Genomic DNA, 20,725 nt, shown 5'->3' with positions numbered 1-20,725 from the left:
CGACGCCGCCGCATGCCCGTCACTGTATCGACGGGGTCGATGCGGGGTATGCCTCAGCGCACCTTCCGCCCGGCGCACGCACGCCGCAGCATGAGGCGCGTCCCGAGGAGGAACCCACCGTGCCGCCGTCGTCCACCCCCGCTCCTCCCCCACCGGGGAGGCCCGCCCTCGCGGGCCGCGTCGTCCTCGTCACCGGGGCCGGTTCCGGCCTCGGCGCCGCGCAGGCGCGCCTCGCCGCCGCGGAGGGCGCCACCGTCCTCGGTCTGGACGTGCTCGAGGAGCCGCGCGAGCCGCTGCCCGGTGTGGAGTACCGCCGCCTCGACGTCACCGACGAGGAGGCGTGGTCGCGGACCGCCGCGGACGTCGCGCGCCGGTTCGGGCGCGTCGACGCGCTGGCCGGGAACGCGGGCGTGACGTGGCGCGCCCGCCTGGGCGACGTCTCCCCGGCCGACCTGCTGCGCGTGCACGAGGTGAACGTCGTGGGGACGCTGCTCGGCGTGCAGGCCGTGACACCGTTCATGGCCGCCCGTTCCTCGATCGTCGTGGTCGGTTCCGTCGCGGCGCTGACGGGGCACGTGCCCCTGGCCTACACGACGAGCAAGTGGGCGCTGCGGGGCCTGGCCAAGGCCGCCTGCCTGGAGCTCGGCCCCCGGGGGATCCGCGTCAACACCGTCCACCCCGGCTTCATCGAGACCCCGATGACGGCCTCGGCCGCGCCCGGGTTCCGCGCCGCCAACGTGGCGGAGACCCCGCTCGGCCGCACGGGCACCGCCGACGAGGTCGCCGCGGTCGTCGTGTTCCTGCTCGGCCCGGCCGCCTCGTTCGTCTCGGGCGCCGAGGTCACCGTCGACGGTGGTCTCACCGCCCACGGCGGCGTGAAGTCGATCGCGGACGCGATGGCCGGCGCGTGAACCGCCTCGTCGACAAGGTGGTCCTCGTCACGGGCACCGCCGGGGGGCAGGGCCGGGCGGCAGCCCTCCTGTTCGCGGCCGAGGGCGCCGTCGTCGTCGGCTGCGACCTGGACGCGGCGGGTTCCGCGGAGACCGTGCGCCTCGTCGAGGCCGCCGGGGGACGGCTGGACAGCACGGCCCCCCTCGACCTCACGGACGAGGCGGCCGTCGGCGCGTGGGTCGACGGCGCGGCCGCCCGGCACGGCGGCATCGACCTGCTGCACGCCAACGCCGGCGCGACGCGCTTCTCCCCCGTGGCCGCGACGTCGTACGCGGACTGGTCGTTCGTGCTGCGCGCGGAACTCGACACCGTGTTCCTCACCACCCGTGCGGCCTGGCCGCACCTCGTTGCCCGGGGCGGCGGGAGCATCCTGCTCGTGGGTTCCACGGCCGGGACCACGGGTTCCCGCACCAACACCCGCCTCGCGCACACGGCGACCAAGGGCGGGGTGGTCGCGATGACGAGGCAGCTCGCCGCGGAGGGTGCGCCGCACGGCATCCGCGCGAACTGCGTGAGCCCCGGGATGATCCGCACCCCCGCCACCGAGAGCGACCTCCTGCGCGCCGACCACCCGATGCGGTCCATCGCGGACGCCATCCCCCTCGGCCGGATCGGCGCCCCGGAGGAGGTCGCCCGCTGCGCGCTGTTCCTGCTGAGCGACGAGGCCTCGTACGTGACGGGCGCGAACCTCGTCGTCGACGGCGGCTGGTCGGCCGTCCTCCCGGGTTGAGACCAGACACCCTCGGCGAGAACGGATCAGCCCGCAGAGGGACGTGCGGCGAACGGGTGCCCACGGTCACCACTTCCCCACACCGAGGCGCTCCGCGAGTGCGGACGGACTCATCCCCGCCGGTGATGACGGGCATCACCCGGTCCGCCTTCCGCCGGGGCGCCCCGTTCCGCAGACTCTGGCCGTGACCACCACCCCGCACACCGCCGTGCCGGCCGCCCCGCCCACCGACCCCGTCGCGCAGCTTCGGTGGCTCGTCGACCGCGCCGCCATCGGCGACCTGCTCGTGGAGTTCGCCCGCACCCTGGACGTGGGCGACTTCGCCGCGAACACGGCCCTCTACCTGCCGGACGGCGTGTTCCAGGTCGAGGGGACGCCGTTCCGGCTCTCGGGTCACGAGGAGCTGGCGCGGACCGGGTCCCCGAGCGGCCTCGCGCGCTACGACGCGACGTGGCACCTCTCCTCCAACCACGCGATCGACGTCGACGGCGACACCGCGACGACCCGCTCGTACCTGCTCGGAGTCCACCGGTTCACGGGGGACCTCACACGGCACGCCGACGGCGCCGGCTGGTACGACTGCACGCTGCGCCGCACCGAGGAGGGCTGGCGTTTCGCGACGGTGACGATCCACGAGGTCTGGCGCGCGGGCGAGGAGCTGCCGCACGTCCTGCCGAGCTGAACCCCCCTCGTCCCCCACCACCCGTGGGCAGCGGAACCTGTGGACGACCGCGCCTGTGGACGACACTGCCTGTGGACGACGCAGCCGCCGTCGGTGCCGTGCGACCTAGGTTCCCCGCATGGACGAGCTGTCGATGCTGTCGCCGGGGGCCGCGGACACCGCCGCCCGGGCGGCGCGCAGCACCGGCACGGCCTTCGCCGAGGCCGCCGGCCACACCGCCGGGGCGCGCATCGGCAGCTGGTCCGGCTCAGCGCAGCTCGGGTTCGCCGCGCGCGCCGACGCCCTGCACGACCGCCTCACCCTCCTCGCGGACGTGGCCGCGGCGGGCGCAGGCATCGTCGAGGAGTTCTCCCGGGAGCTCGGGGTGCTGCAGGCGCGCCTCCGCACCGTCGACGCCGACCTCGCCGAGGCCCAGCGGCGCACCCTCGACACGACCCTCACCGTCGCCGACTTCCAGTCCACCTGGGCCGCCGTCGACCGCTGGCAGCGCACGCGTCAGCAGGTCCTCGACGCCTACGACGACGCGACGGACCGCCTCGCCCAGCGGCTCACCGCGATCCTCGACCACGTCCCGCACCGTCCCCGATCCCTCGGCGAGCACCTCGCCGACGCGGGCGACGCCGTCGGCGAGAGCGTCGAGGGCAGCCTGTGGATCGGCCTCGGCTGGCTCGACGACCCCGGCGGCTGGTGGCGCGACGTCCGCGGTCTGCCCGCCGCCCTGCAGAGCCAGGCCACCCACCCCGTCGACACCGTCCGCGACGCCCTGCACGTCGACGACCTCGAGGACGGCCGCTACGGCACCGCCGCCGGCGCCCTCGGTGCGGCGGCCGTCGGTCGCGGCCTCGGCCGGGCCGTCGAACGCGTCACGCCCGACGGCGTTCCCGGCCACGAGCGGAACGGTCCCGGCCGTGCTCCCGGGCTCGTTCCCCAGAGCCTCGACGAGATGCTCGTCGGCGTCGACCTCTCGCGCAGCGAAGGTGTCGAAGGCGGCCACACGATCGAACGGCACGTCGACGTCGACGACGACTACCTGAGGGCGAGGCTCTTCAAGGGAACGCCGAACCCGGCCACAGGGCAGCTCGGCAGGCCCCTGGGAGAGGCGTCCCGATGGACCGACCTGTCGACGGCGCAATCGGTGATCACTCGAGTCCTGGGCGAGAACCGGTCACGACTCGTGGAACTGCCGGTAGGAGGGACGGTCGCCCTCTACGCCGCCGTCCCCCCGTCGAGCGGGACGTTGCTCGTCAAGGTGAACGGGGAAGCGGTGGAGCGGCCCGCCAGCCGTGCCAAGATCGTCGTGGGTCGTACCGCTGCCGGTGAGTACTACGTGAGGACCGCGTACCTGGACGGAGGCCGAACCTGATGGACGATCCCATCATCGAGGAGAGCTTCGGCGAGGACCGGGACATCGTCTACACCAGCCTCGACGACCGTGAGGCCCTCGAGCGCCAGATCGCCGCCCCGAACCACGACGCCGGATTGACGCTCGGGCGCTGGCGGGCCGCCGTGGACGCGACGAGCTCTGAGGAGGACATCCGGAACGCGATCAACTCCCTGGGCGCCAACGTGTGGCAACCCCTGGAAGGAACCTCCTGGCGACGGTGGGCCACGTGGTTCGAGAACCGCCTCCAGGAGGCGGTCGACCACCCCGACACCGTGCTCCCGAGCGAGCACCTCCCGGACCACTACACCTGGCGCCGCAGGACCACCACGCGCCTGGACCCCGACGCCGCCGACCGCTGGGCCCGGGAAGCGTCGCGGGTCGACGTACGCCGCATCGAAGACTGGCTCGCCGCGGACGCCGACGGCGGGGTCCACCTGTACCTGCTCTACGACACGGGGCAGGTGGTAGGTGAGGTCAGCGACCTCGAGGAACGGGACACGTACGGCCACCAGCTGGTCGTCCGCTCCCGCAGCAGCACCCGCGTCGGCGTCCGCCTCAGCCGCTCCCTCACCGGCAACGGCATGCACCCGTTCGTCCGCGGCGTGCACGTCGCCGAACCGGTGGACGATCCGCGCGCCGCCTCCTGGCGCGCGGCGTGGCCGACGCTGACCGCCGTGCTGGGCGGCTGCTTCAGCGACACGTACCAGCTCACCCCGTGGACGGATCAGCGGCGGATGCTGTTCGCCGAGCCGGCCGCCGTCCTGGACCGCCTCGCGGCCGAGGGCGACGAGCTCCTCCGCCTGGACGACGACGACCTGCACGCGGCCGTCGTCGCCCTCGGCTGCTTCGTCGAACCGCCGCACCTGCGGCTCTGGCTCACGTGGATGTTCTGGCGCATCCGGACCTTCGACTGGAACCCCGAGGAACTCGACCCGTGACGGCGGGGGCGGCGGCTCGTACGCTCCGCGCATGGACTACGCGGTCTGCCCCCGGGACGGGATCCAGGTCCTCGTCGTCGAGGTGCGCTGGGGGCCCGAGCAGGAACCCCTGGTGCGCTGCCCCCGGTGCGGAACGAGGTACGTCCTGCACGGCGACGGCCTGCAGGAGGTCGCACCCTGACCTCCGCGCCGGCCGGGCGAACGCGCCGAAGTAGCGGTCAGGTCGGTGACGGCGCCTCGCACCGCGCGGCGGCACCCGTCTGCCGGACGCGGCGGTGCGCGGCCTTCACGCCGTACATGCGCTGGTCGGCGCTGTGGACGACCTCGTCGGGGTGGGCGTGCGGGCCCGCGCAGACAGTCCCGATGCTGACGTCGACCGAGAGGAGGCCCGCCACCGTGGCGACCGGTCCGCGGACCGACTGCTGCAGGCGTGCCGCCAGCGCGAGGAGCTCCTGCTCGTCCACCCCGGTGCGCAGCAGGACGAACTCGTCGCCGCCGAGGCGGGCGATGACGTCGGTGGGGCCGGCGGCGGCCCGCAGCCGCTGCGCCACCTCCACCAGCAGCAGGTCACCCGTGCGGTGCCCGTGGGTGTCGTTGACGGCCTTGAAGCCGTCGAGGTCGCAGTAGAGCAGCCCGCACCCCGTCCCCGCGGGGTCGGCCAGCACGGCGGTGAGGGTCTCGTAGAACGCACCGCGGTTGAGCAGTCCGGTCAGCTGGTCCGTCGTGGCACGCCGGCGCAGCAGCGCCTCGGCCCGGCGCTGCTCGGTGACGTCCACGCCGACGACGACCATCGCGCAGGACGCGCCGTGCTCGTCGCGCAGGGCGTCGGTCTGCATCGAGATGCGCCGGCGCTGCCCGTCGCGGGTGAGCCAGTCCGCCTCCTGCGGGAAGGCCTCGCCGTCGCGCACCGCCCGCACGAGGCAGTCGCGAGCCAGGTCGCGCTCCTCGGGGACGGCGAGGACGTCCCAGAACGGCGCGGCGCGCAGGTCCTCCGCGTCCCAGCCGAGCAGGCGCGTCAGCGCGGGGTTGGCCACCAGGCAGCGCCCGTCGGCGCCGAAGACGATCACCAGGGCGCTGCTCTGGAAGAAGGCGGCGGCGCGCACGCCCTCGGGGAAGCCGGGCAGGTCGACGCTCGCCGGCGCGGTGAGCGCCCCGGGAACCCGCGACGGGGCCCGGTCCGACGGGACCGCGGTGTCACTGCCGGGCACGCGACGCCCCTTCCACTGGTGTGTAGAAGGTTGGTCGGCGCCCCCGGCCCGGATCTTGAGCCACGGCCGCGACCGGGCGCCCCGTCGAGGGTCGCCCGGCCACGGCGCGGCCGGCCGGGAAGCGCTGGCGTCAGGCGCGGGCGAAGCGCAGCGTGACCAGCTGGAAGGGCCGCAGGTCGAGCCGGGCGACGCCGCCGTCGGCGTTCCGGAGCGCGCGGGGCGCGGCGTCCGGCCGCTCGAGGAGGTCGGTCTCCACGACGGAGGCCACCCCGAAGGACGGGCGCACCGCGGCGCGGGCACGGCTGCCGTGGGCCTCGTACAGGCGCACGACGACGTCGCCGCTGCGGTCCTCGGCGAGCTTGACGGCTTCGACGACCACGCCGTCGCCCTCGACCGCGAACAGCGGTTCGACGGGCCCGGCGCCCGCCACCTCGCGCAGCGGCAGGTTGAGCCGGTAGCCCTCGCGGACGGCGTCGGGGATGCCGGCGCCGACGACGAGGGAGGTGCGCAGCCGGTGTTCGCCCTGGTCGGCGTCCGGGTCGGGGAACAGGGGCGCCCGCAGCAGCGACAACCGCACCGAGGTGGTCGTCCCGCCGTCCTCGCGCGTGGTGCGCCCCGTGTCGTGTCCGTACGTCGAGTCGTTGGCGACGGCCACGCCCCAGCCGGGTTCGCCCACGTGCACCCAGCGGTGGGCGCACGTCTCGAACCGGGCGGCGTCCCACGAGGTGTTCGTGTGGGTGGCGCGCATGACGTGCCCGAACTGGATCTCCGAGGCCGCGCGGTCGGCGTGCACGTCCAGCGGGAACGCCAGCTTCAGCAGCTTCTGGCGCTCGTGCCAGTCGACGTCGAACTCCAGGTCGACCGACGCGGAACCCGCGGCGAGGGAGATGACCTGCTCGACGCGGGAGTCCCCGAACGCGCGGACCACGCGCACCGCCACCCGCTCCGCGGAGCCGTCCATCAGCTCCACGGACTCGGCGTCCACGAGGTCGGTCGTGTGGCGGCGGTAGTGCTCGTCGACGTCCCAGGCGTCCCACTGCGTGGGGGTGTCGCGGTGCAGCTGCAGCAGCCCGCCCCGCGCCCCGGGGGCCAGCACCTCGCGGTCGGCGGCGAGGTCGCGCACGGACGCCAGCAGCCCGTCGGCGTCGACCACCACGCGCACGCGGTCGTTGGCGAGGACGAAACCCCCGTCCTCCGCCGACGCGGTCGCGTCCGCACCGACGGCGGCCGGTGCGGCACCCAGTGCGGGAACCCCGTCGCGGGCGAACGGCGAGGCGTTGAAGGTGACCGGGGTCGTCCCCTCCCCCGCGAGCTCCCGCAGGCTGCCCTCGACGAGGGCGGTCAGCTCCCGTGCGACCTCGGCGTAGCGGGCCTCGGCCTCGCGGTGGACCCAGGCGATCGAGGAGCCGGGGAGGATGTCGTGGAACTGCTGCAGCAGCACCGTGTGCCAGATCCGCTCGAGGTCCTCGTACGGGTAGGCGGTCCCGTGCTGGACGGCGGCCGCCGTCGCCCACAGCTCCGCCTCGCGCAGCAGGTGCTCGCTGCGCCGGTTCCCGCGCTTGGTCCGCGCCTGCGACGTGTAGGTGCCGCGGTGGAACTCCAGGTACATCTCCCCGCTCCACACGGGCGGGTCGGCGTACTCCGCCTGCGCCCGGCGGAAGAACTCCCCCGGCGCGGCGATCTCCACCGCGGGCGACCCCTCCAGGGAACGGGTGCGCGCCGCGGCCGCGAGCATCTCGCGGGTGGGCCCGCCACCGCCGTCGCCGTAGCCGAAGGGCAGCAGCGAGGTGGTCGCCCGGCCCTTCTCGGCGAACTGCCGCTCGGCCAGCGCGAGCTCCGCGCCGCTGACCTCGGAGTTGTAGGTGTCGGCGGGCGGGAAGTGCGTGAAGACGCGGGACCCGTCGATGCCCTCCCACGTGAACGTGTGGTGCGGCATCCGGTTCACCTCGTTCCACGACGGCTTCTGCGTGAGGAAGTACCGCGCCCCCGCCGCCCGGGCGATCTGCGGCATGGCCGCCGTGTAGCCGAAGGAGTCCGGCAGCCAGACCTCCAGGGGTTCGACGCCGAACTCCTCGGCGAAGAACCGCTTCCCGGCGACGAACTGCCGGGCGAGGGCTTCCCCGCCGGGCATGTTCGTGTCCGACTCCACCCACATGCCGCCGACGGGCACGAACCGGCCCTCGGCGACCCGCTGCTTGATGCGGGCGAACAGCTCCGGGTGGCCGTCGCGGACCCACGCGTACTGCTGCGCGGAGGAGCACGCGAACACGAGGTCCGGGTCCTCGTCCATGAGGGCGAGGACGTTCGAGAACGTCCGGGCGCACTTGCGCTCGGTCTCCCGCGTCGGCCACAGCCACGCCGAGTCGATGTGGGCGTGCCCGACGGCGACGACGCGGTGGGCGCTGGCCGAGGCCGGCTGCGCGAGCACGTGCGCCAGCGCGCGGCGACCCGCCTCGGCGGTCCCCGCGACGTCGGACGGGTCGACGGCGTCCACCGCGTCGTCGAGGGCGCGCAGGACCTCGGCGCGCCGCGAGGACTGCTCGGGCAGTTCGGGCAGCAGCCCCCGCAGCGTCCAGACGTCCTGCAGCAGCTCCCAGACCGTCACGTCGAGCTCGGCCACGTCGGCGGCCGTGAACCGGTACAGCGGCGCGTCCCCGGCGGTCGCGAGGTCACCGAGCTTCGTCGGCGTCGCGAAGACGCCGTCGCCCGAGACGTCCGGGTTCGACGACGCCTCGAGCAGCACGTCGACCCCGCCGCCCGAACTGACCTCCGCGAGCGGCAGGTAGCGGTTGCGCGGGTGGAGCCCCTTCACGATCGTGCCGTCCGGCCGGTAGGCGGTCGCCTCGGCCTGGAACCCCGGCTGGACGTGGCTGTAGCCGAGGTCCACGACGACCTCGAGCCGCGTGCCCGCGCCGCCCCACCCCGCGGGGGCGGGGCCGGTGAGCCGGAACCACGTCGTGCCCCACGGCCGGCCCCAGGACTGCCCGGCGGCGAACGGCGCGAAGGACTTGGCGGACGCCTCGGCGAAGGGCACCGGCTCACCCGGCGCCACCCACGCCGTCACCTCCAGCGGGGCGCGGCGGCGGTAGAGGGCGGGTTCCAGCCGTTCGGAGACGAAGCGCTCGACGCGCATCTCGACGAGGCGGGGGTTGACGAACAACGGGACTCCTCCGGTGGTGCGGTCAGGACGGCGGGTCACGCCGCCCCGGGCTCACCACGGACGCCCGGCGTGCGGGTCGTCGTCGATCCCCACCCGATATCTAAATCAAGTGGAGTTTCGACGTCAAGGGCTGGCGGGCGAGACCAGCAGGACCGAGGAGCGCGGGCTGAACGCGTCGTCGAGGACCAGGCAGGCCGCACCGACCGCGGCGACGTCCTGCCCGACGCGGGTGCCGCGGATCTCCACGGGGTGCAGGGCCGAGGCGACCTCGCGCGCGCGCACCAGCGGCGGCACCACCTCCAGGAAGCGGCTCTCCAGCCGCGACCACAGCGGTCCGCCGAAGACGACGAGGTCCATGTCCAGCAGGTTCTGCACGCCGGACACGGCCCGGGCCATCCGCGCGGCGGCGCCGTCGACGACCGCGAGCGCCTCCGGGACCCCCTGCCCGGCCAGCTCGCAGACCCGGGCCAGCGCGTCGTGGACCTGCAGCTCGTCGTCCGTCGGCCAGGGGCCGAGGCCCGCCTCCTGGGCCCGCAGGACCATCGCGCGCGGTGAGTTCATCTCCCCCAGGCAGCCGCGCTGCCCGCACGCGCAGAGCGGGCCGGCCCCGTCGGCGACGAGGTGCCCGAGCTCACCGGCGTTGCCCGAGGCGCCACGCAGCACCTCGCCGCGCAGCACGAGCCCGGCCCCGAGCCCGGTCCCGAGGTAGAAGAACGCGAAGGAGCCCGTCGGTCCCGCGCCCCCCGCCCACATCTCCGCGACCGCGGCCGCGATGACGTCCTTGTCCAGCAGCACCGGCAGCCCGGTGCGCCGCGCGAGCTCGTCCTGGACGGGGACCCGCTGCCAGCCGGGCAGGTTCGGCGCGCCGACCACGGCCCCCGCCGGCCCGTCCACGGGCCCGGGCACCGCCACCCCGAGCCCGGCGATCCGCTCGCGCGGGACCCCGGACGCGGCGATCGTCGACTCCACCTCCGCGGCCACCATCTTCAGCACCAGGTGCGGCGGCACCTCGGGCGAGAGCGGCACGTTCGAGCGGGCGACGACGCCGCCGCGCAGGTCGAGGACCACGGTCGTGACGAGCACCGGGTCGAGGTGCACGCCGACGGCGTAGCGCCCGTGCGGCGCGAGCTGCAGGATCGTGCGCGGCTTGCCCGGGCCGCCGCTGCTCTTGCCCGTCTCCTCGACGAGACCCTGGTCGAGCAGCCACCGGCAGATGTTCGAGACCGTCTGCGCCGAGAGCCCGGTGAGCGCGGCGACCTCCACGCGGCTCAGGCCGTCCACGTGCCGGCGCACCGCGTCCAGCACGACCGCGCGGTTGTAGTCCCCGACGCGCGGCAGGTTCGACCCGCGGCGCACCGCAGGCGGTCGGGGAGGGACGGACACCGGTTCAGAGTGCCACGGTCGATCCGGCCCGCGGTGGCCGTGCGGGAGCTCAGCGGCCGCCGAACATCCCGCGGATCTGCTGCGCCTGGTCGTCGCCGACACCGAGCTGGCCGAGCACCGAGTCGAACCAGTGGGGCGGCTCCTCGCCGCCGAACAGGTCGCCCAGCGGGCCGTCGTCCTCCTCGGCAGCGGCCGCCGCGATGGCCGGCCAGTACCCGCGCGCGACCGTCCACGGCGCGGACTCGCTGACGATGCCGAAGACGCTCAGCTCCTGCAGCCGCTCCTTCAGCTCCCCGATCGCGACGGCCGCCGCGGGCCCGAGGCCGGCGGCCCCGTCGACGAGCTCCTCGAGGTCCGCGTCGTCGAAGGGCTGCCCCGCCATGGCGGAGGCGAAGATCGTCGGCAGCACGGCCTCGGCGATCGAGAACCCGCCGTCGATCGCGGACGGGTCGTCGAGGATGAAGCTGCCGACGAGGTGGCGGCGCAGCTCCCGCGGCTCGGGCGAGGGTTCCAGCCACGTCGCGGCCTCCGCGCCCGGCACGAGCAGCGTCTCGTCCTCGCCGTCCAGCAGGTCGAGGGCGATCATCGTCAGGACGACCTGGCGCAGCCACGGCACGTCCTCGAGGTGCTGCGGCTCGCCGTCCTCGCCCTCGGTGACGGGGAGGCGGTGCTCGAACCCGGCGAGCACGGCGGTGACGTCGTCGGCGGCCAGCTCCTCGTCGTCGGGGACGGTCAGCCCCTCGCCCACGTGCTCGAGGACGGCCATGGCCGCGCGGACGGGGAAGGACGCGAGGACGGTCGCGTCCTCCTCGCCCTCGTCGACGCTCGCGGCGGCCTGCGCCAGCACCTCGGTGACCTCCGGCGGCTCACCGGCCAGCAGCGACAGGCACGTCTCCAGGTCCCCGCGCGAGCCCGCCCAGCGGCCCGTGTCGCCGAGGAAGGTGAGGAACGTCAGCCAGAGCTGCTGGAGGTCCTGCTCCATCTCCTCCGGGTCGGGCGACCCGACGTCGGACACCATCGCGGGGATCACCCGGCCCGTCAGCGCCTCGACGTCCTCGGGCGACTGGCGCACGAGCTGCGCCTGCGGCCGCACGGTGAGCAGCCCACCGGCGGCGACGGTGAGCGCCTCGAGGATCGCGTCGACGCCCACCTCCTCGTCGACCTCGGCGTTGAGGTCGAGCCAGCGGCGCAGCGGCTCACGCAGCTCGCGCAGCGCGGACTCGCCCAGGGCGTAGGAGTCGCTGACGGGGGGCCGGTCCTCGTGGCGTGCCATGCGCCAAGCCTGTCACCCGTCGCGGGGTGGTGCCGCTCGCCACCGGTTCCACCACCGGCTCCACCACGGACGAGGAGCGGGCGGTCGCGCTCCGTACGCGGCGGCGACCTCCTCGACCGAGCGGTCGAGGGTCCGCTGGAACCACGCGGCGTGCACCGCGTCGGGCAGCTGCGCCAGGTCCCGCCGCCGGCCCACGTCCCGCGTGACCGTGTGCAGGCGCGGGCCGGCGCGCACGGCGGACTCGGCGGCCGGCGGGGGCAGCGCGTCGGGGCCGCGTCCGCTCACGGCGGCCCCGACCAGCGCGACGAGCCAGACCTGCGCCAGCCCGGTCGGCCGCAGGCTGCCGCAGCGCCCCGTCGGCGTCCAGACCAGCGTCATGGTGTCCAAGCGCTCCGCGCGCCAGAGTCCCGCCGGGTCCCCCGCCTCGACGCGGCACACGCGGTCGGTGTGCAGGTCGATCCGCGCGCCGAGCGACTCCAGGGCCGCGACGGTCGCGGGGTCGAAGAGCCGCGCGGGCTCCGTGCGCTCCCGCTCGCGCAGCGCGGCCTCGTGGCGCCGCGCCGCCAGCGGGGCCCACTGCTCGCGCAGGCGACGGCGGTCCAGCGGCTCCCCCGCGCGCAGGCGCCCCAGCAGCCAGTCCGCGTCCACCTGCGTCCAGTACGCGTGGTCGAGGTGCGGGACGCCCGGCCCGGTCGGCAGGTCCGCGACGGTGCGAAACCGGTCGTCCCACGTCCGCGGTTCCTCCCAGGGGGCGGTCCAGACGGCGAAGGGCGTGCCGTTCCAGGACGACACCCACGTCGAGCCGCCGGACACCGAGACCCGCGGGGCGGCCACGGCGAAGAGCTCCGCGAGCGTGGCCGTCTCCGCGACCTCGACGGTCTGCTCGTGCAACTCGACGTCGTCGCCCATCGCCACGCTGTCCCGGTCCACGATCACGCGCACCCCCTGATCGTGGCGCACCGCACCGACCGGTCGCCCCGCGACGATCAGCGCGGTTCGCCCAGCCGTGCGAAGCTTCGTCCAGTGAGCGGCACCTTCCTGACCGGCATGCGGACCATGGCCCGGGGCGCCCGCGAAGAACCCCGGTTGTTCGGCATCGCCATCGCGGGCTCGGCCGTCTACGGCGCGGGCACCGCAGCCTCCGGCTACCTCGTGGGCCGCGTCACCGACCGCGTCGTCGTCCCCGCCGTCACCGGCTCGGGCACCGTCAGCACCGGCGACGTGTGGCTGGCCGGCGCGACGCTGATGGCCGTCACCGTCGTGACCGTCGCGGGGATCCTCGTGCGGCGGATCTGGGCGGGCATGGTGGCCTTCGCCCTGCAGGCGAGCTACCGGCGGCGCCTCGCGCGCCGTTACCTCGAACTCCCCCTCGCCTGGCACCACGCCCACCCCGCGGGCCGCCTGCTCGCCACGGCCGGCTCCGACGTCGAGGCGACCTGGCAGGCGATGTTCGTGTTGCCGTTCGCGCTGGGCGTCGTGGTCCTCATCGCGGTCGCGGGCGTCGCGATGGCCGCCGCTGACCCGGTCCTCGCCACCATCGGGCTGCTGGTGATCCCCGCGCTTCTGCTCGCGAACATCGTCTACCAGCGCCGGATGTCGCCGCGGGTCACGCGCGTGCAGCAGCTGCGCGGCGAGGTGTCCGCGACGGCGCACGAGAGCTTCGAGGGCGCGCTCGTCGTCAAGACGCTGGGCCTCGCCGACGAGGAGGTCGAGCGGTTCACCGTCGACGCGAACCGGTTGCGGGACGCGAACGTCGCGGCGGGCCGGACCCGCGGGGCGTTCGAACCCGTGATCGACGCGCTGCCCGCCCTCGGCACGCTGGCCGTCCTCTGCGTGGGCGCGTCCCGCGCAGCCGGCGGCGCGGTGGGCGTCGGCGACCTGGTGCAGATCGCCTACCTGCTCGGGCTGCTCGCGTTCCCGGTGCGCTCCTTCGGCTGGGTGCTGTCGGAACTGCCCCGCACGGTCGCCGGGGACGCCCGGGTGCAGGCCGTGCTGCGCGAGAGCGCGACAACCCCGTGGGGCGGGCGCACGTTCGACGACGCCCCCGACGCCGGGCCGGTTCCGGTCGCGACGAGCGGCCTCGGCTACCGCCACCCCGTCCCCGCCGTCGACCCGCTCGACGAGCACCCGGACCTCCCCGGTCAGCGGGCGCGAACCGCTGCGCCGCAGCACGAGCCGACGCCCGCCCTGGCCGACGTCACCCTCGACGTCGCCGCGGGTTCCACGGTCGCGGTGGTCGGCAGCACGGGCGCCGGGAAGTCGACGCTGGCCGGGATGCTGGTGCGCCTGGTCGACCCGACGTCGGGTGAGGTGGTGCTCGACGGCGTCGACGTCCGGGAGCTCGCGGAGGGTCAGGTCGCCGGGACCGCGACGCTCGTGCCGCAGTCCACGTTCGTGTTCGACGACACCGTGCGCGGCAACATCGCCCTCGGCCTCGACGCCGACGACATCCCTGCCGGGCGCCGGGTGAGCGACGACGACATCTGGCGGGCGCTGCGCCTGGCGCGCGCCGAGGACTTCGTCACCGCGCTGCCCGGTGGCCTCGACGAACTGGTCGGCGAGCGGGGTTCGACGCTGTCCGGCGGCCAGCGCCAGCGCCTCGCGCTCGCCCGCGCCCTCGTCCGCAAGCCCCGGCTGCTCGTCCTCGACGACGCCACGAGCGCCCTCGACCCGACGGTCGAACGGGCCGTGCTCGACGGCCTGGCCGAGTCCGGCGAGGGCACGACGGTCGTCGTCGTGGCCTACCGCCCCGCGACGATCGCGCTGGCCGACGAGGTGGTGCACCTGGAACGCGGCCGGGTCGTGGACCGCGGACCGGCGGAGGAGGTGGCCGCCCGCGACGCCGGTTACCGGGAACTCGTGACCGCCTACGCCCGGGCCGCCGCGGACCGGGCCGAGGAAGCGCACAACAACAAGGCGGGCATGGCATGAGCACCCCCACCACCTCCGCTCCCCGGGGCGGCGTCCTGCGCCGGGCGCGGGAACTCGCGCCCGAGTTCGCCGTCGGCCTGCGGGTGACGCTGGTCATCGCCGCGGCCACGACGATCGGCAAGCTCGTGGTCCCGATCGCCGTGCAGCAGACCATCGACACGGGTCTGCTCGCCGCCGGCGGTCCCGACGTCTCGCGCGTCGTCACGGTCTGCGCGATCGCGGCCGTCGTCGTCCTGATCACCACGGTGACCGCGTGGGTCGTCAACGTGCGGCTGTTCCGCTCCACCGAGGCGGGTCTCGCGAGCCTGCGCGTCCGCGCGTTCCGCCACGTCCACGACCTCGCGGTCCTCACCCAGAGCGGCGAGCGCCGCGGGGCGCTGGTCAGCCGCGTCACGAGCGACGTCGACACCATCTCGACGTTCCTGCAGACCGGGATGCTGGTGCTGGTGCTGTCGCTCGGGCAGGTGCTGCTCGCGACGGCGGTGATGTTCTTCTACTCCTGGCAGCTCGCCCTCGTGGTGGTCGGCTGCTTCGTCCCCCTCGTGCTGATCCGCAACCGGCTGCAGCGCCCCGTCGCGACGGCCTACGCGCTCGTGCGGGTGCGGATGGGCGAACTGCTCGGCGCGGTCTCCGAGACCGTCGTCGGCGCCGACGTGATCCGCGCGCACGCCGCGTCCGCGCGGTCGTGGCGGGCCGTGGACGCGGCCGTCGAGGCGCACCGCAAGCAGGCCGTGAAGGCCCAGGTCGCCACGGCGTCGACGTTCTCCGCCGGGGTCGTCGTCTCCGGTCTCGTCGTCGCACTGGTCGTGGTCGTCGGGACCCTGCTCGGGATCGGCGGCGACCTCACCCTCGGGCGCCTGCTCGCGTTCCTGTTCCTCGCGCAGCTGTGGGTCGGGCCCGTGCAGGCCACCACCGAGGTGCTCAACGAGCTGCAGAACGCCCTCGCCGGCTGGCGCCGCGTGGTCGAGCTCATCGACACCCCGGTCGTCGTCCCCGAACCCGCCGGGGACCGCGTGGAGGCGCTGCCCGCCGGGCCCGTCGACGTGCGCGTCGAGGACGTCGCCTACACCTACCCGGGCACCGAGAAGGTCGTCCTGGCCGACGTCGCCCTGCACCTGCCTGCCGGTTCCCGCACCGCCGTCGTCGGCGAGACGGGTTCCGGCAAGACCACGCTCGCGCGCCTCGTGACCCGCCTGGTCGACCCCGCCGCGGGCCGGGTCCTGCTCAACGGCGTCGACGCCCGCGACCTGCCCGGCCGCGAGCTGCACCGCCGTGTCGTCGCCGTCCCGCAGGAGGGTTTCCTGTTCGACGTGAGCGTCGGCGACAACGTCCGCCGCGGCCGCCCGGGGTCCACCGACGCCGACGTGCGCGGCGCGTTCGACGAGCTCGGCCTCACGGGCTGGCTCGACGGCCTCCCCGAGGGCCTCGACACCCCCGTCGGCCAGCGCGGGGAACGCCTCTCCGCCGGCGAGCGCCAGCTCGTCGCCCTGGCTCGCGCCCACCTCGCCGACCCCGACCTGCTCGTCCTCGACGAGGCCACGTCGTCCGTCGACCCCGCCACCGAGGTCCGGTTGCAGCGAGCGCTCGAGGGCGTCCTGTCCGGCCGCACGTCCGTCGCGATCGCCCACCGGCTCTCGACCGCGGAGGCCGCCGACACCGTGGTGGTCGTCGACGCGGGGCGGGTCGTGGAGGTCGGGTCGGCCGTGGAGCTGGCGCACGCGGGCGGACCGTACTCGCGGCTGCACGCGGCCTGGACCGCGCAGCACGCCTAGATCGACGCGTGGCTCGGTGCACGCAGAGAAGTGCTCTCGAGCGTGGCAACCCTTGGACGCCACCGGTGACGCCGAGTACGCTCACCTCCCGAACGATCTTCGCTCGAAGCAGAGCGGATCCCACCGCGGGGGCACACGCTTCTGTGCTTCCCCGGCCCGAACCACGTTCGCGGAGCGGTAGCTGGACCACCTCAGGCACGACGCGGAGGGCGGCCAGACACGCGAGGTTGACCGCCTCGTCCCAGCGCGACGGAGCGCTGTCCCGGTGTCGTCCTTCCTCGAACCTGCGGAAGGAGACACCCTCGTGAGCCACGGTGAGCCACTGCTCGTCGGAGCCACGTCGTGCTGATCGGTGTCAACCCGCCCTGCCCGCCCCGCTCAGCGGCGAGCAGCGGGACGAGTCGCGTCGGCACCCCAGCAGAGTGCTGACGTCCTCGACACCAGGAGTTGGGTGAGCTTCGCCATGGAGAACAGCGTGGACCTCGAAGAGCTGAGGTTCTTCTCGACGGCAGACGAGGAGGCCCGTCGACGGCGCGTGTCGTCCGTCGACGTCCTCGACTACCGCCCCGCGGACGAGCGCGGACTACGCCTGGCCGCACCTGGCAGCATCACCGTCTACGTCGGTCGCCGGGGGGACGAGCGCCTGCAGCGGGTGCGCGACATCGCGGCCGGTGACCACGACGACGGTTCTCTGGCCGCGTCCCTTCAGGAGCAGCACGCGGGGCGGCGGTCGAAGGAGCCCGCCGAGATCAGGGAGGTCCTCGGGAGCGCGGGGGGTCTACGGCACCATCCGTTGCGGAGCGCGCCAGTTGGCGGCCCACCTCGTCCTCCCGGAACAGGGCGACCTCGCCGTCATCCCCTGCGCCTACAACGGGGGCCGGTTGCCGGCCGAGGAGTTCACGCTGATCGAGCACCTGCTCGACGACAGCGACGACGAGCTCGAGGCGGTCGCCCTGCGGGCAGACCCCGTCCTCACCGCCGCCGAGGCCGCAGCGGTCGAGCAGATCGGCGCGGACCAGGTCGAACTCAACATCGCACCCAACGCGGGCTGCTCGGAGAGCATGACGGCCTACGCGATCCTCATCCTCATCGCGTTGGCCATCATGCCGGTGGAGAATCCCGTCGATCACCTGGACGAAGCCACTCTCCGCGAGCTCGGCCCGGAGAAGTCGGCGCGCGAGCTGATGGGCATCCGACAGCGCGCGATCCGGCTGCAGCGCTGACGCGGGCGGAGGTCGTGCACCGTGGCCGCGATCGCCGTGGGCTTCCTGGCGCTGTGGCTGGTCCTCTCGGCCCTGGCGCAGGTCTCGGACCGCGCTCTGCGGGCGATGCGGCGCTTCGACGTCCTCGGCCTGATTCCGGCGTACAACTTCTTCGCGCCGACACCGGGGACGCTCGACTACCACATCCTGGTGAGGGACCGGGGTGCAGACGAGCTGCTCACCTCCTGGCGTGAACTCCCCTACCTCCCCGCCAACCCGTTCGCCTTCGCCTGGAACCCCGGCCGGCGGCACAACAAGGCGATCTTCGACGTCATGAAGGACCTGGCCGTGTGGATCGACGAACTGGGCCCCCACAACGCGTCGATCTACCTGTCCACCCCCTACCTGACCCTCCTCGACCACGTCTCCGCCACACCCCGGACGCATCCTGCGACCCGGACCCAGTTCGTCCTCATGAGTTCACGGCGGCGGCACGGGGCGGTCGACATCGCGCCGGTCTTCCTGTCGTCCTTCCACCCGCTCGCATGACCGAGCACCAGTACCTCGCCCTCTCGGAGCGGCTGATCGCGCTGGCCGTGGCCGTGTCCTGCCTGGAGTACCTCGTCCGTCCCGGGGTCCTCAGCGACCACGGACTCGCCGGCTGGCCGGTCGGGCGGCTCAGCCGACCGTGGAAGACGGGGTCGTGGGGCTGGGTGCTCGAGGCCGTGATGACCTCGTCCCGGTACCGGGTGGTCCTCGCTGTGCGGTTCGGCGCCGCCCTGCTGCTGGTGCTGCCCTGGGGCGGGACGGTGCCGCGCGTGCTTGCCTTGGGCTTCGTCGTCGTGGGCGCCGCCCTCGCTCAGGTGCGCTCCTCGTACGGCCACGACGGGGCCGACCAGATGTGCCTGGTCGTGGGCTGCGCCCTCCTGATCGCCCGAGTGCCGACGGTGGCGGACGCGGCCCTGTGGTTCATCGCCCTGCAAGCCTGCCTGGCGTACACGACGGCCGGGCTGAAGAAGGTCGCTTCACCGGTCTGGCGCAGCGGGCAGGCCCTACCGGGTGTGCTGGGCACCACCATCTACGGGCACGCAAGCGCCTACCGGATCCTTAACGGTCATCCGCGGGTGGCCCGGCTGGCGGGCTTCTCCGTGATGGCTATGGAGGCGGCCTTCCCTCTGGCGCTGATCGGCCTTCGCCCGCTGACCTACCTCATCCTGGCCTGCGGCCTGGTCTTCCACCTGTCGACCGCGGTCCTGATGCGGCTGAACACCTTCTTCTGGGCCTTCGTCGCGACCTACCCGGCCATCTTCTACGTCGCCTTGGCCCGCTGAGCCGTGTGACGGGCGATCGGACATCGACCCCAGACGTCACCGTCGGCGCAGATCCGACAGGTCGTCTGCAGCGGCTGCGGACCCCCAGGCCATGATGGGCGCACCACCCCCCGAGATCGGATCATCGATGACCGCCCAGACCGGACCGTTCCTGCACCACGTCTGCATCGTGGTCGAGGACCTCGACCGCACCCGCGAGTTCTACGTCGGCGTCCTCGGCTGCACCGAGATCGTCCGGCCCACCGACTTCACCTTCAAAGGTGCGTACTTCGCCCTCGGGGGCGGCGAGATCCACGTCGTGCAGGAGTCCACCCCCGGCCGGCTGCGGGACAACCCGCCGAACTGGGGCGCGGACGAGCTGAAGACCGGCCTCGTCGCGCACTTCGCCCTCTGGGTCCCGGAGGTCGCGCCGTACATCGAGCGGCTGCGGGCCACCGGGCAGGACCGCGTCGGTGGCTACCGCGTCCGCGACGACTACGTCGAGCAGGTCTACATCGCCGACCCCGACGGCAACGTCATCGAACTCCTGCAGCAGCACGACGAGACCGCCGGGCGCCTGCGCCGCCAGGCGATCTTCGACGACGGCACCGCCGTCCCCGTCGCACCGGGCCACGACCTCATCGACCCGCGGCAGAAGTACGGAGTCTTCTGAGGGTCGATCGGTCGGAGGCGGTTCAGCCGGCGCGGACCGCCAGGTCGTAGAGGCGCCGAGCCCACTGCGCCGCCTGCTCAGCGCGCGGACCCGAGATCATCGTCGCGGCGTAGTGCGCCTGGTCCTTGATCTCCAGCAGGCGACGGAGGTCCTTCGCCATCGACGGCCCGTCCGGCAGCACGGTCGCCAGGAGTTCGACGGCCTGGGGGGTCGCGAGCCCGTCGTCGGCCTCGTCCAGGACGAGCTCGGCGACTTCCAGGAAGGCGCGCGCCTGTTCGAGGCGGACGCGACCCTCGGACGGGGAGCAGTCGCTCGTGCGACCGGAGGGGCTCACCGTGAAACGCTCCGCAGCAGTGCGCTGACCTCACGGCCGGCCAGGGTGATGGCCTCCCGCCGCCAGGACTGGACGAGGGGCTCTCCCGCGTCCACGTGAGCCCGCACCTCGGCCAGCGAGACGTCGTAGGGCTGAGCCCGGTTGCCGGTCCACGCCTCGATCGCTGCCACCAGTGCGTCCACCTGCTGCTCCCACGACCTGGTCAGATCGTCGGTGAGGTCGTCACCGTGAACGAGGAGCAGGTCGACGTCGGAGTCGGTGCCACCTTCACCGCGAGCGAGAGAACCGAAGACGGCCACGGTCAGCGCGGGAACGAGCCAGGTCCCCACCTGATCGGTGATCCGGCTCAGCAGTTGTCGCCGCAGACCGGCGAGCAGCTCGACGGCGGGCCAGGCGAGGTGCTCGCGGTTGGCGCGGTAGAACACCGCGTTGCCGCGCCGCTCCCGGTGGACCACGCCCTCCGTGGCGAGGCGCGACAACACGCGCTGCACCCCGGCGTGAGAGGTCTTTCCGACCAGGCGGGTGACTTCCCGGCCGGACACCGGGGCGCTGACGCCTGCGAGCACCACGAGGACCGGACCCTCGAGCGAGGGCACCACACTGCGGATCGGGAGCGTCAGGTCCACGCGGCCACTATACGAGCCATGTGGCTGAAAAAACAGCCATTGGCCCAGGGTTTCGAGTAGCTGGAGAGCCGCCGAGCACCGCGGCGCTTCGTACCGCTGCTTGACATCAAGCCGCTTTCTTGCGATAATCACGGTACAACCTCGGTTCGGCCTCCGGCCGCCGAGGTT

Annotated in this window: 19 protein-coding genes; 12 read left to right on the top strand and 7 right to left on the bottom strand. The window is 74.0% G+C overall.

Annotated features, from left to right (window positions below; genetic code table 11):
* Nucleotides 1-119 precede the first annotated feature (119 nt).
* From F1544_RS03400 to F1544_RS03375, 6 genes are all read left to right on the top strand, one after another.
* Nucleotides 120-911 carry an SDR family NAD(P)-dependent oxidoreductase gene (locus F1544_RS03400; protein WP_167582102.1) on the top strand — a complete coding sequence of 264 codons (792 nt, stop codon included), beginning with the start codon at nt 120-122 and terminating at the stop codon, nt 909-911.
* Nucleotides 908-1,681, top strand: coding sequence for an SDR family NAD(P)-dependent oxidoreductase (locus F1544_RS03395; RefSeq protein WP_167582100.1), 774 nt, complete (start codon nt 908-910; stop codon nt 1,679-1,681). Before F1544_RS03400 ends, F1544_RS03395 begins: the two co-directional genes overlap by 4 nt.
* A gap of 184 nt (nt 1,682-1,865) precedes the next feature.
* A complete protein-coding gene (locus F1544_RS03390) occupies nt 1,866-2,363 on the top strand; it encodes a nuclear transport factor 2 family protein (RefSeq protein ID WP_167582098.1) in 498 nt (165 codons plus the stop codon).
* 118 nt (nt 2,364-2,481) lie between these two features.
* The gene (locus F1544_RS03385; protein ID WP_167582096.1) at nt 2,482-3,726 is read left to right on the top strand and encodes an RNase A-like domain-containing protein; all 1,245 of its coding nucleotides are present in this window, start codon (nt 2,482-2,484) and stop codon (nt 3,724-3,726) included.
* Nucleotides 3,726-4,685, top strand: coding sequence for a hypothetical protein (locus F1544_RS03380; protein WP_167582094.1), 960 nt, complete (start codon nt 3,726-3,728; stop codon nt 4,683-4,685). The genes F1544_RS03385 and F1544_RS03380 overlap by 1 nt, the downstream gene beginning before the upstream one ends.
* A gap of 31 nt (nt 4,686-4,716) precedes the next feature.
* Nucleotides 4,717-4,866, top strand: a complete 150-nt coding sequence (locus tag F1544_RS03375; RefSeq protein WP_167582092.1) for a hypothetical protein — start codon at nt 4,717-4,719, stop codon at nt 4,864-4,866.
* Nucleotides 4,867-4,903: 37 nt separating this feature from the next.
* Here the strand turns inward: F1544_RS03375 and F1544_RS03370 are convergent, their stop codons facing one another.
* From F1544_RS03370 to F1544_RS03350, 5 genes are all read right to left on the bottom strand, one after another.
* Entirely contained in the window at nt 4,904-5,893 is a 990-nt protein-coding gene (locus tag F1544_RS03370) for a sensor domain-containing diguanylate cyclase (RefSeq protein WP_167582090.1), read from the bottom strand.
* A 130-nt stretch (nt 5,894-6,023) separates the two neighbouring features.
* Nucleotides 6,024-9,026: an alpha-mannosidase gene (locus tag F1544_RS03365; protein WP_167582275.1), complete on the bottom strand. Its 3,003-nt coding sequence runs from the start codon at nt 9,024-9,026 to the stop codon at nt 6,024-6,026.
* Between the two features lie 150 nt (nt 9,027-9,176).
* Nucleotides 9,177-10,436, bottom strand: a complete 1,260-nt coding sequence (locus tag F1544_RS03360; protein WP_208971228.1) for an ROK family protein — start codon at nt 10,434-10,436, stop codon at nt 9,177-9,179.
* A gap of 49 nt (nt 10,437-10,485) precedes the next feature.
* Nucleotides 10,486-11,709 (bottom strand): hypothetical protein, encoded by a 1,224-nt coding sequence (locus F1544_RS03355; protein ID WP_167582088.1) that lies wholly within the window; start codon nt 11,707-11,709, stop codon nt 10,486-10,488.
* Between the two features lie 12 nt (nt 11,710-11,721).
* Nucleotides 11,722-12,651, bottom strand: coding sequence for a hypothetical protein (locus F1544_RS03350; protein WP_167582086.1), 930 nt, complete (start codon nt 12,649-12,651; stop codon nt 11,722-11,724).
* Between the two features lie 81 nt (nt 12,652-12,732).
* Between F1544_RS03350 and F1544_RS03345 the strand changes: the two genes are divergently transcribed.
* The 6 genes from F1544_RS03345 to F1544_RS03320 all read left to right on the top strand — a co-directional run bounded on the left by F1544_RS03345 (nt 12,733) and on the right by F1544_RS03320 (nt 19,597).
* Nucleotides 12,733-14,640 carry an ABC transporter ATP-binding protein gene (locus tag F1544_RS03345; protein ID WP_167582084.1) on the top strand — a complete coding sequence of 636 codons (1,908 nt, stop codon included), beginning with the start codon at nt 12,733-12,735 and terminating at the stop codon, nt 14,638-14,640.
* On the top strand, nt 14,637-16,412 hold the full coding sequence (locus F1544_RS03340; RefSeq protein ID WP_167582082.1) for an ABC transporter ATP-binding protein: 1,776 nt from the start codon (nt 14,637-14,639) through the stop codon (nt 16,410-16,412). Before F1544_RS03345 ends, F1544_RS03340 begins: the two co-directional genes overlap by 4 nt.
* An 809-nt stretch (nt 16,413-17,221) precedes the next feature.
* Nucleotides 17,222-17,635 carry a hypothetical protein gene (locus tag F1544_RS03335; protein WP_167582080.1) on the top strand — a complete coding sequence of 138 codons (414 nt, stop codon included), beginning with the start codon at nt 17,222-17,224 and terminating at the stop codon, nt 17,633-17,635.
* 21 nt (nt 17,636-17,656) lie between these two features.
* Entirely contained in the window at nt 17,657-18,163 is a 507-nt protein-coding gene (locus tag F1544_RS03330) for a hypothetical protein (RefSeq protein ID WP_167582078.1), read from the top strand.
* Nucleotides 18,160-18,945 carry an HTTM domain-containing protein gene (locus F1544_RS03325; RefSeq protein WP_167582077.1) on the top strand — a complete coding sequence of 262 codons (786 nt, stop codon included), beginning with the start codon at nt 18,160-18,162 and terminating at the stop codon, nt 18,943-18,945. The genes F1544_RS03330 and F1544_RS03325 overlap by 4 nt, the downstream gene beginning before the upstream one ends.
* 127 nt (nt 18,946-19,072) lie before the next feature.
* Nucleotides 19,073-19,597, top strand: coding sequence for a VOC family protein (locus F1544_RS03320; protein ID WP_167582075.1), 525 nt, complete (start codon nt 19,073-19,075; stop codon nt 19,595-19,597).
* 22 nt (nt 19,598-19,619) lie between these two features.
* On the opposite strand, the gene F1544_RS03315 is transcribed toward F1544_RS03320, so the two are convergent.
* A complete protein-coding gene (locus F1544_RS03315; RefSeq protein WP_167582073.1) occupies nt 19,620-19,931 on the bottom strand; it encodes a hypothetical protein in 312 nt (103 codons plus the stop codon).
* Nucleotides 19,928-20,557 carry a nucleotidyltransferase domain-containing protein gene (locus F1544_RS03310; protein ID WP_167582071.1) on the bottom strand — a complete coding sequence of 210 codons (630 nt, stop codon included), beginning with the start codon at nt 20,555-20,557 and terminating at the stop codon, nt 19,928-19,930. The genes F1544_RS03315 and F1544_RS03310 overlap by 4 nt, the downstream gene beginning before the upstream one ends.
* Nucleotides 20,558-20,725: the final 168 nt, after the last annotated feature.

The sequence above is a fragment of the Kineococcus rubinsiae genome, assembly GCF_011839805.1.
In the GTDB taxonomy this organism is placed as follows: domain Bacteria; phylum Actinomycetota; class Actinomycetes; order Actinomycetales; family Kineococcaceae; genus Kineococcus; species Kineococcus rubinsiae.
Note: the sequence above shows the minus strand (reverse complement) of the source record. Positions and strands in the feature narration are given on the sequence as shown.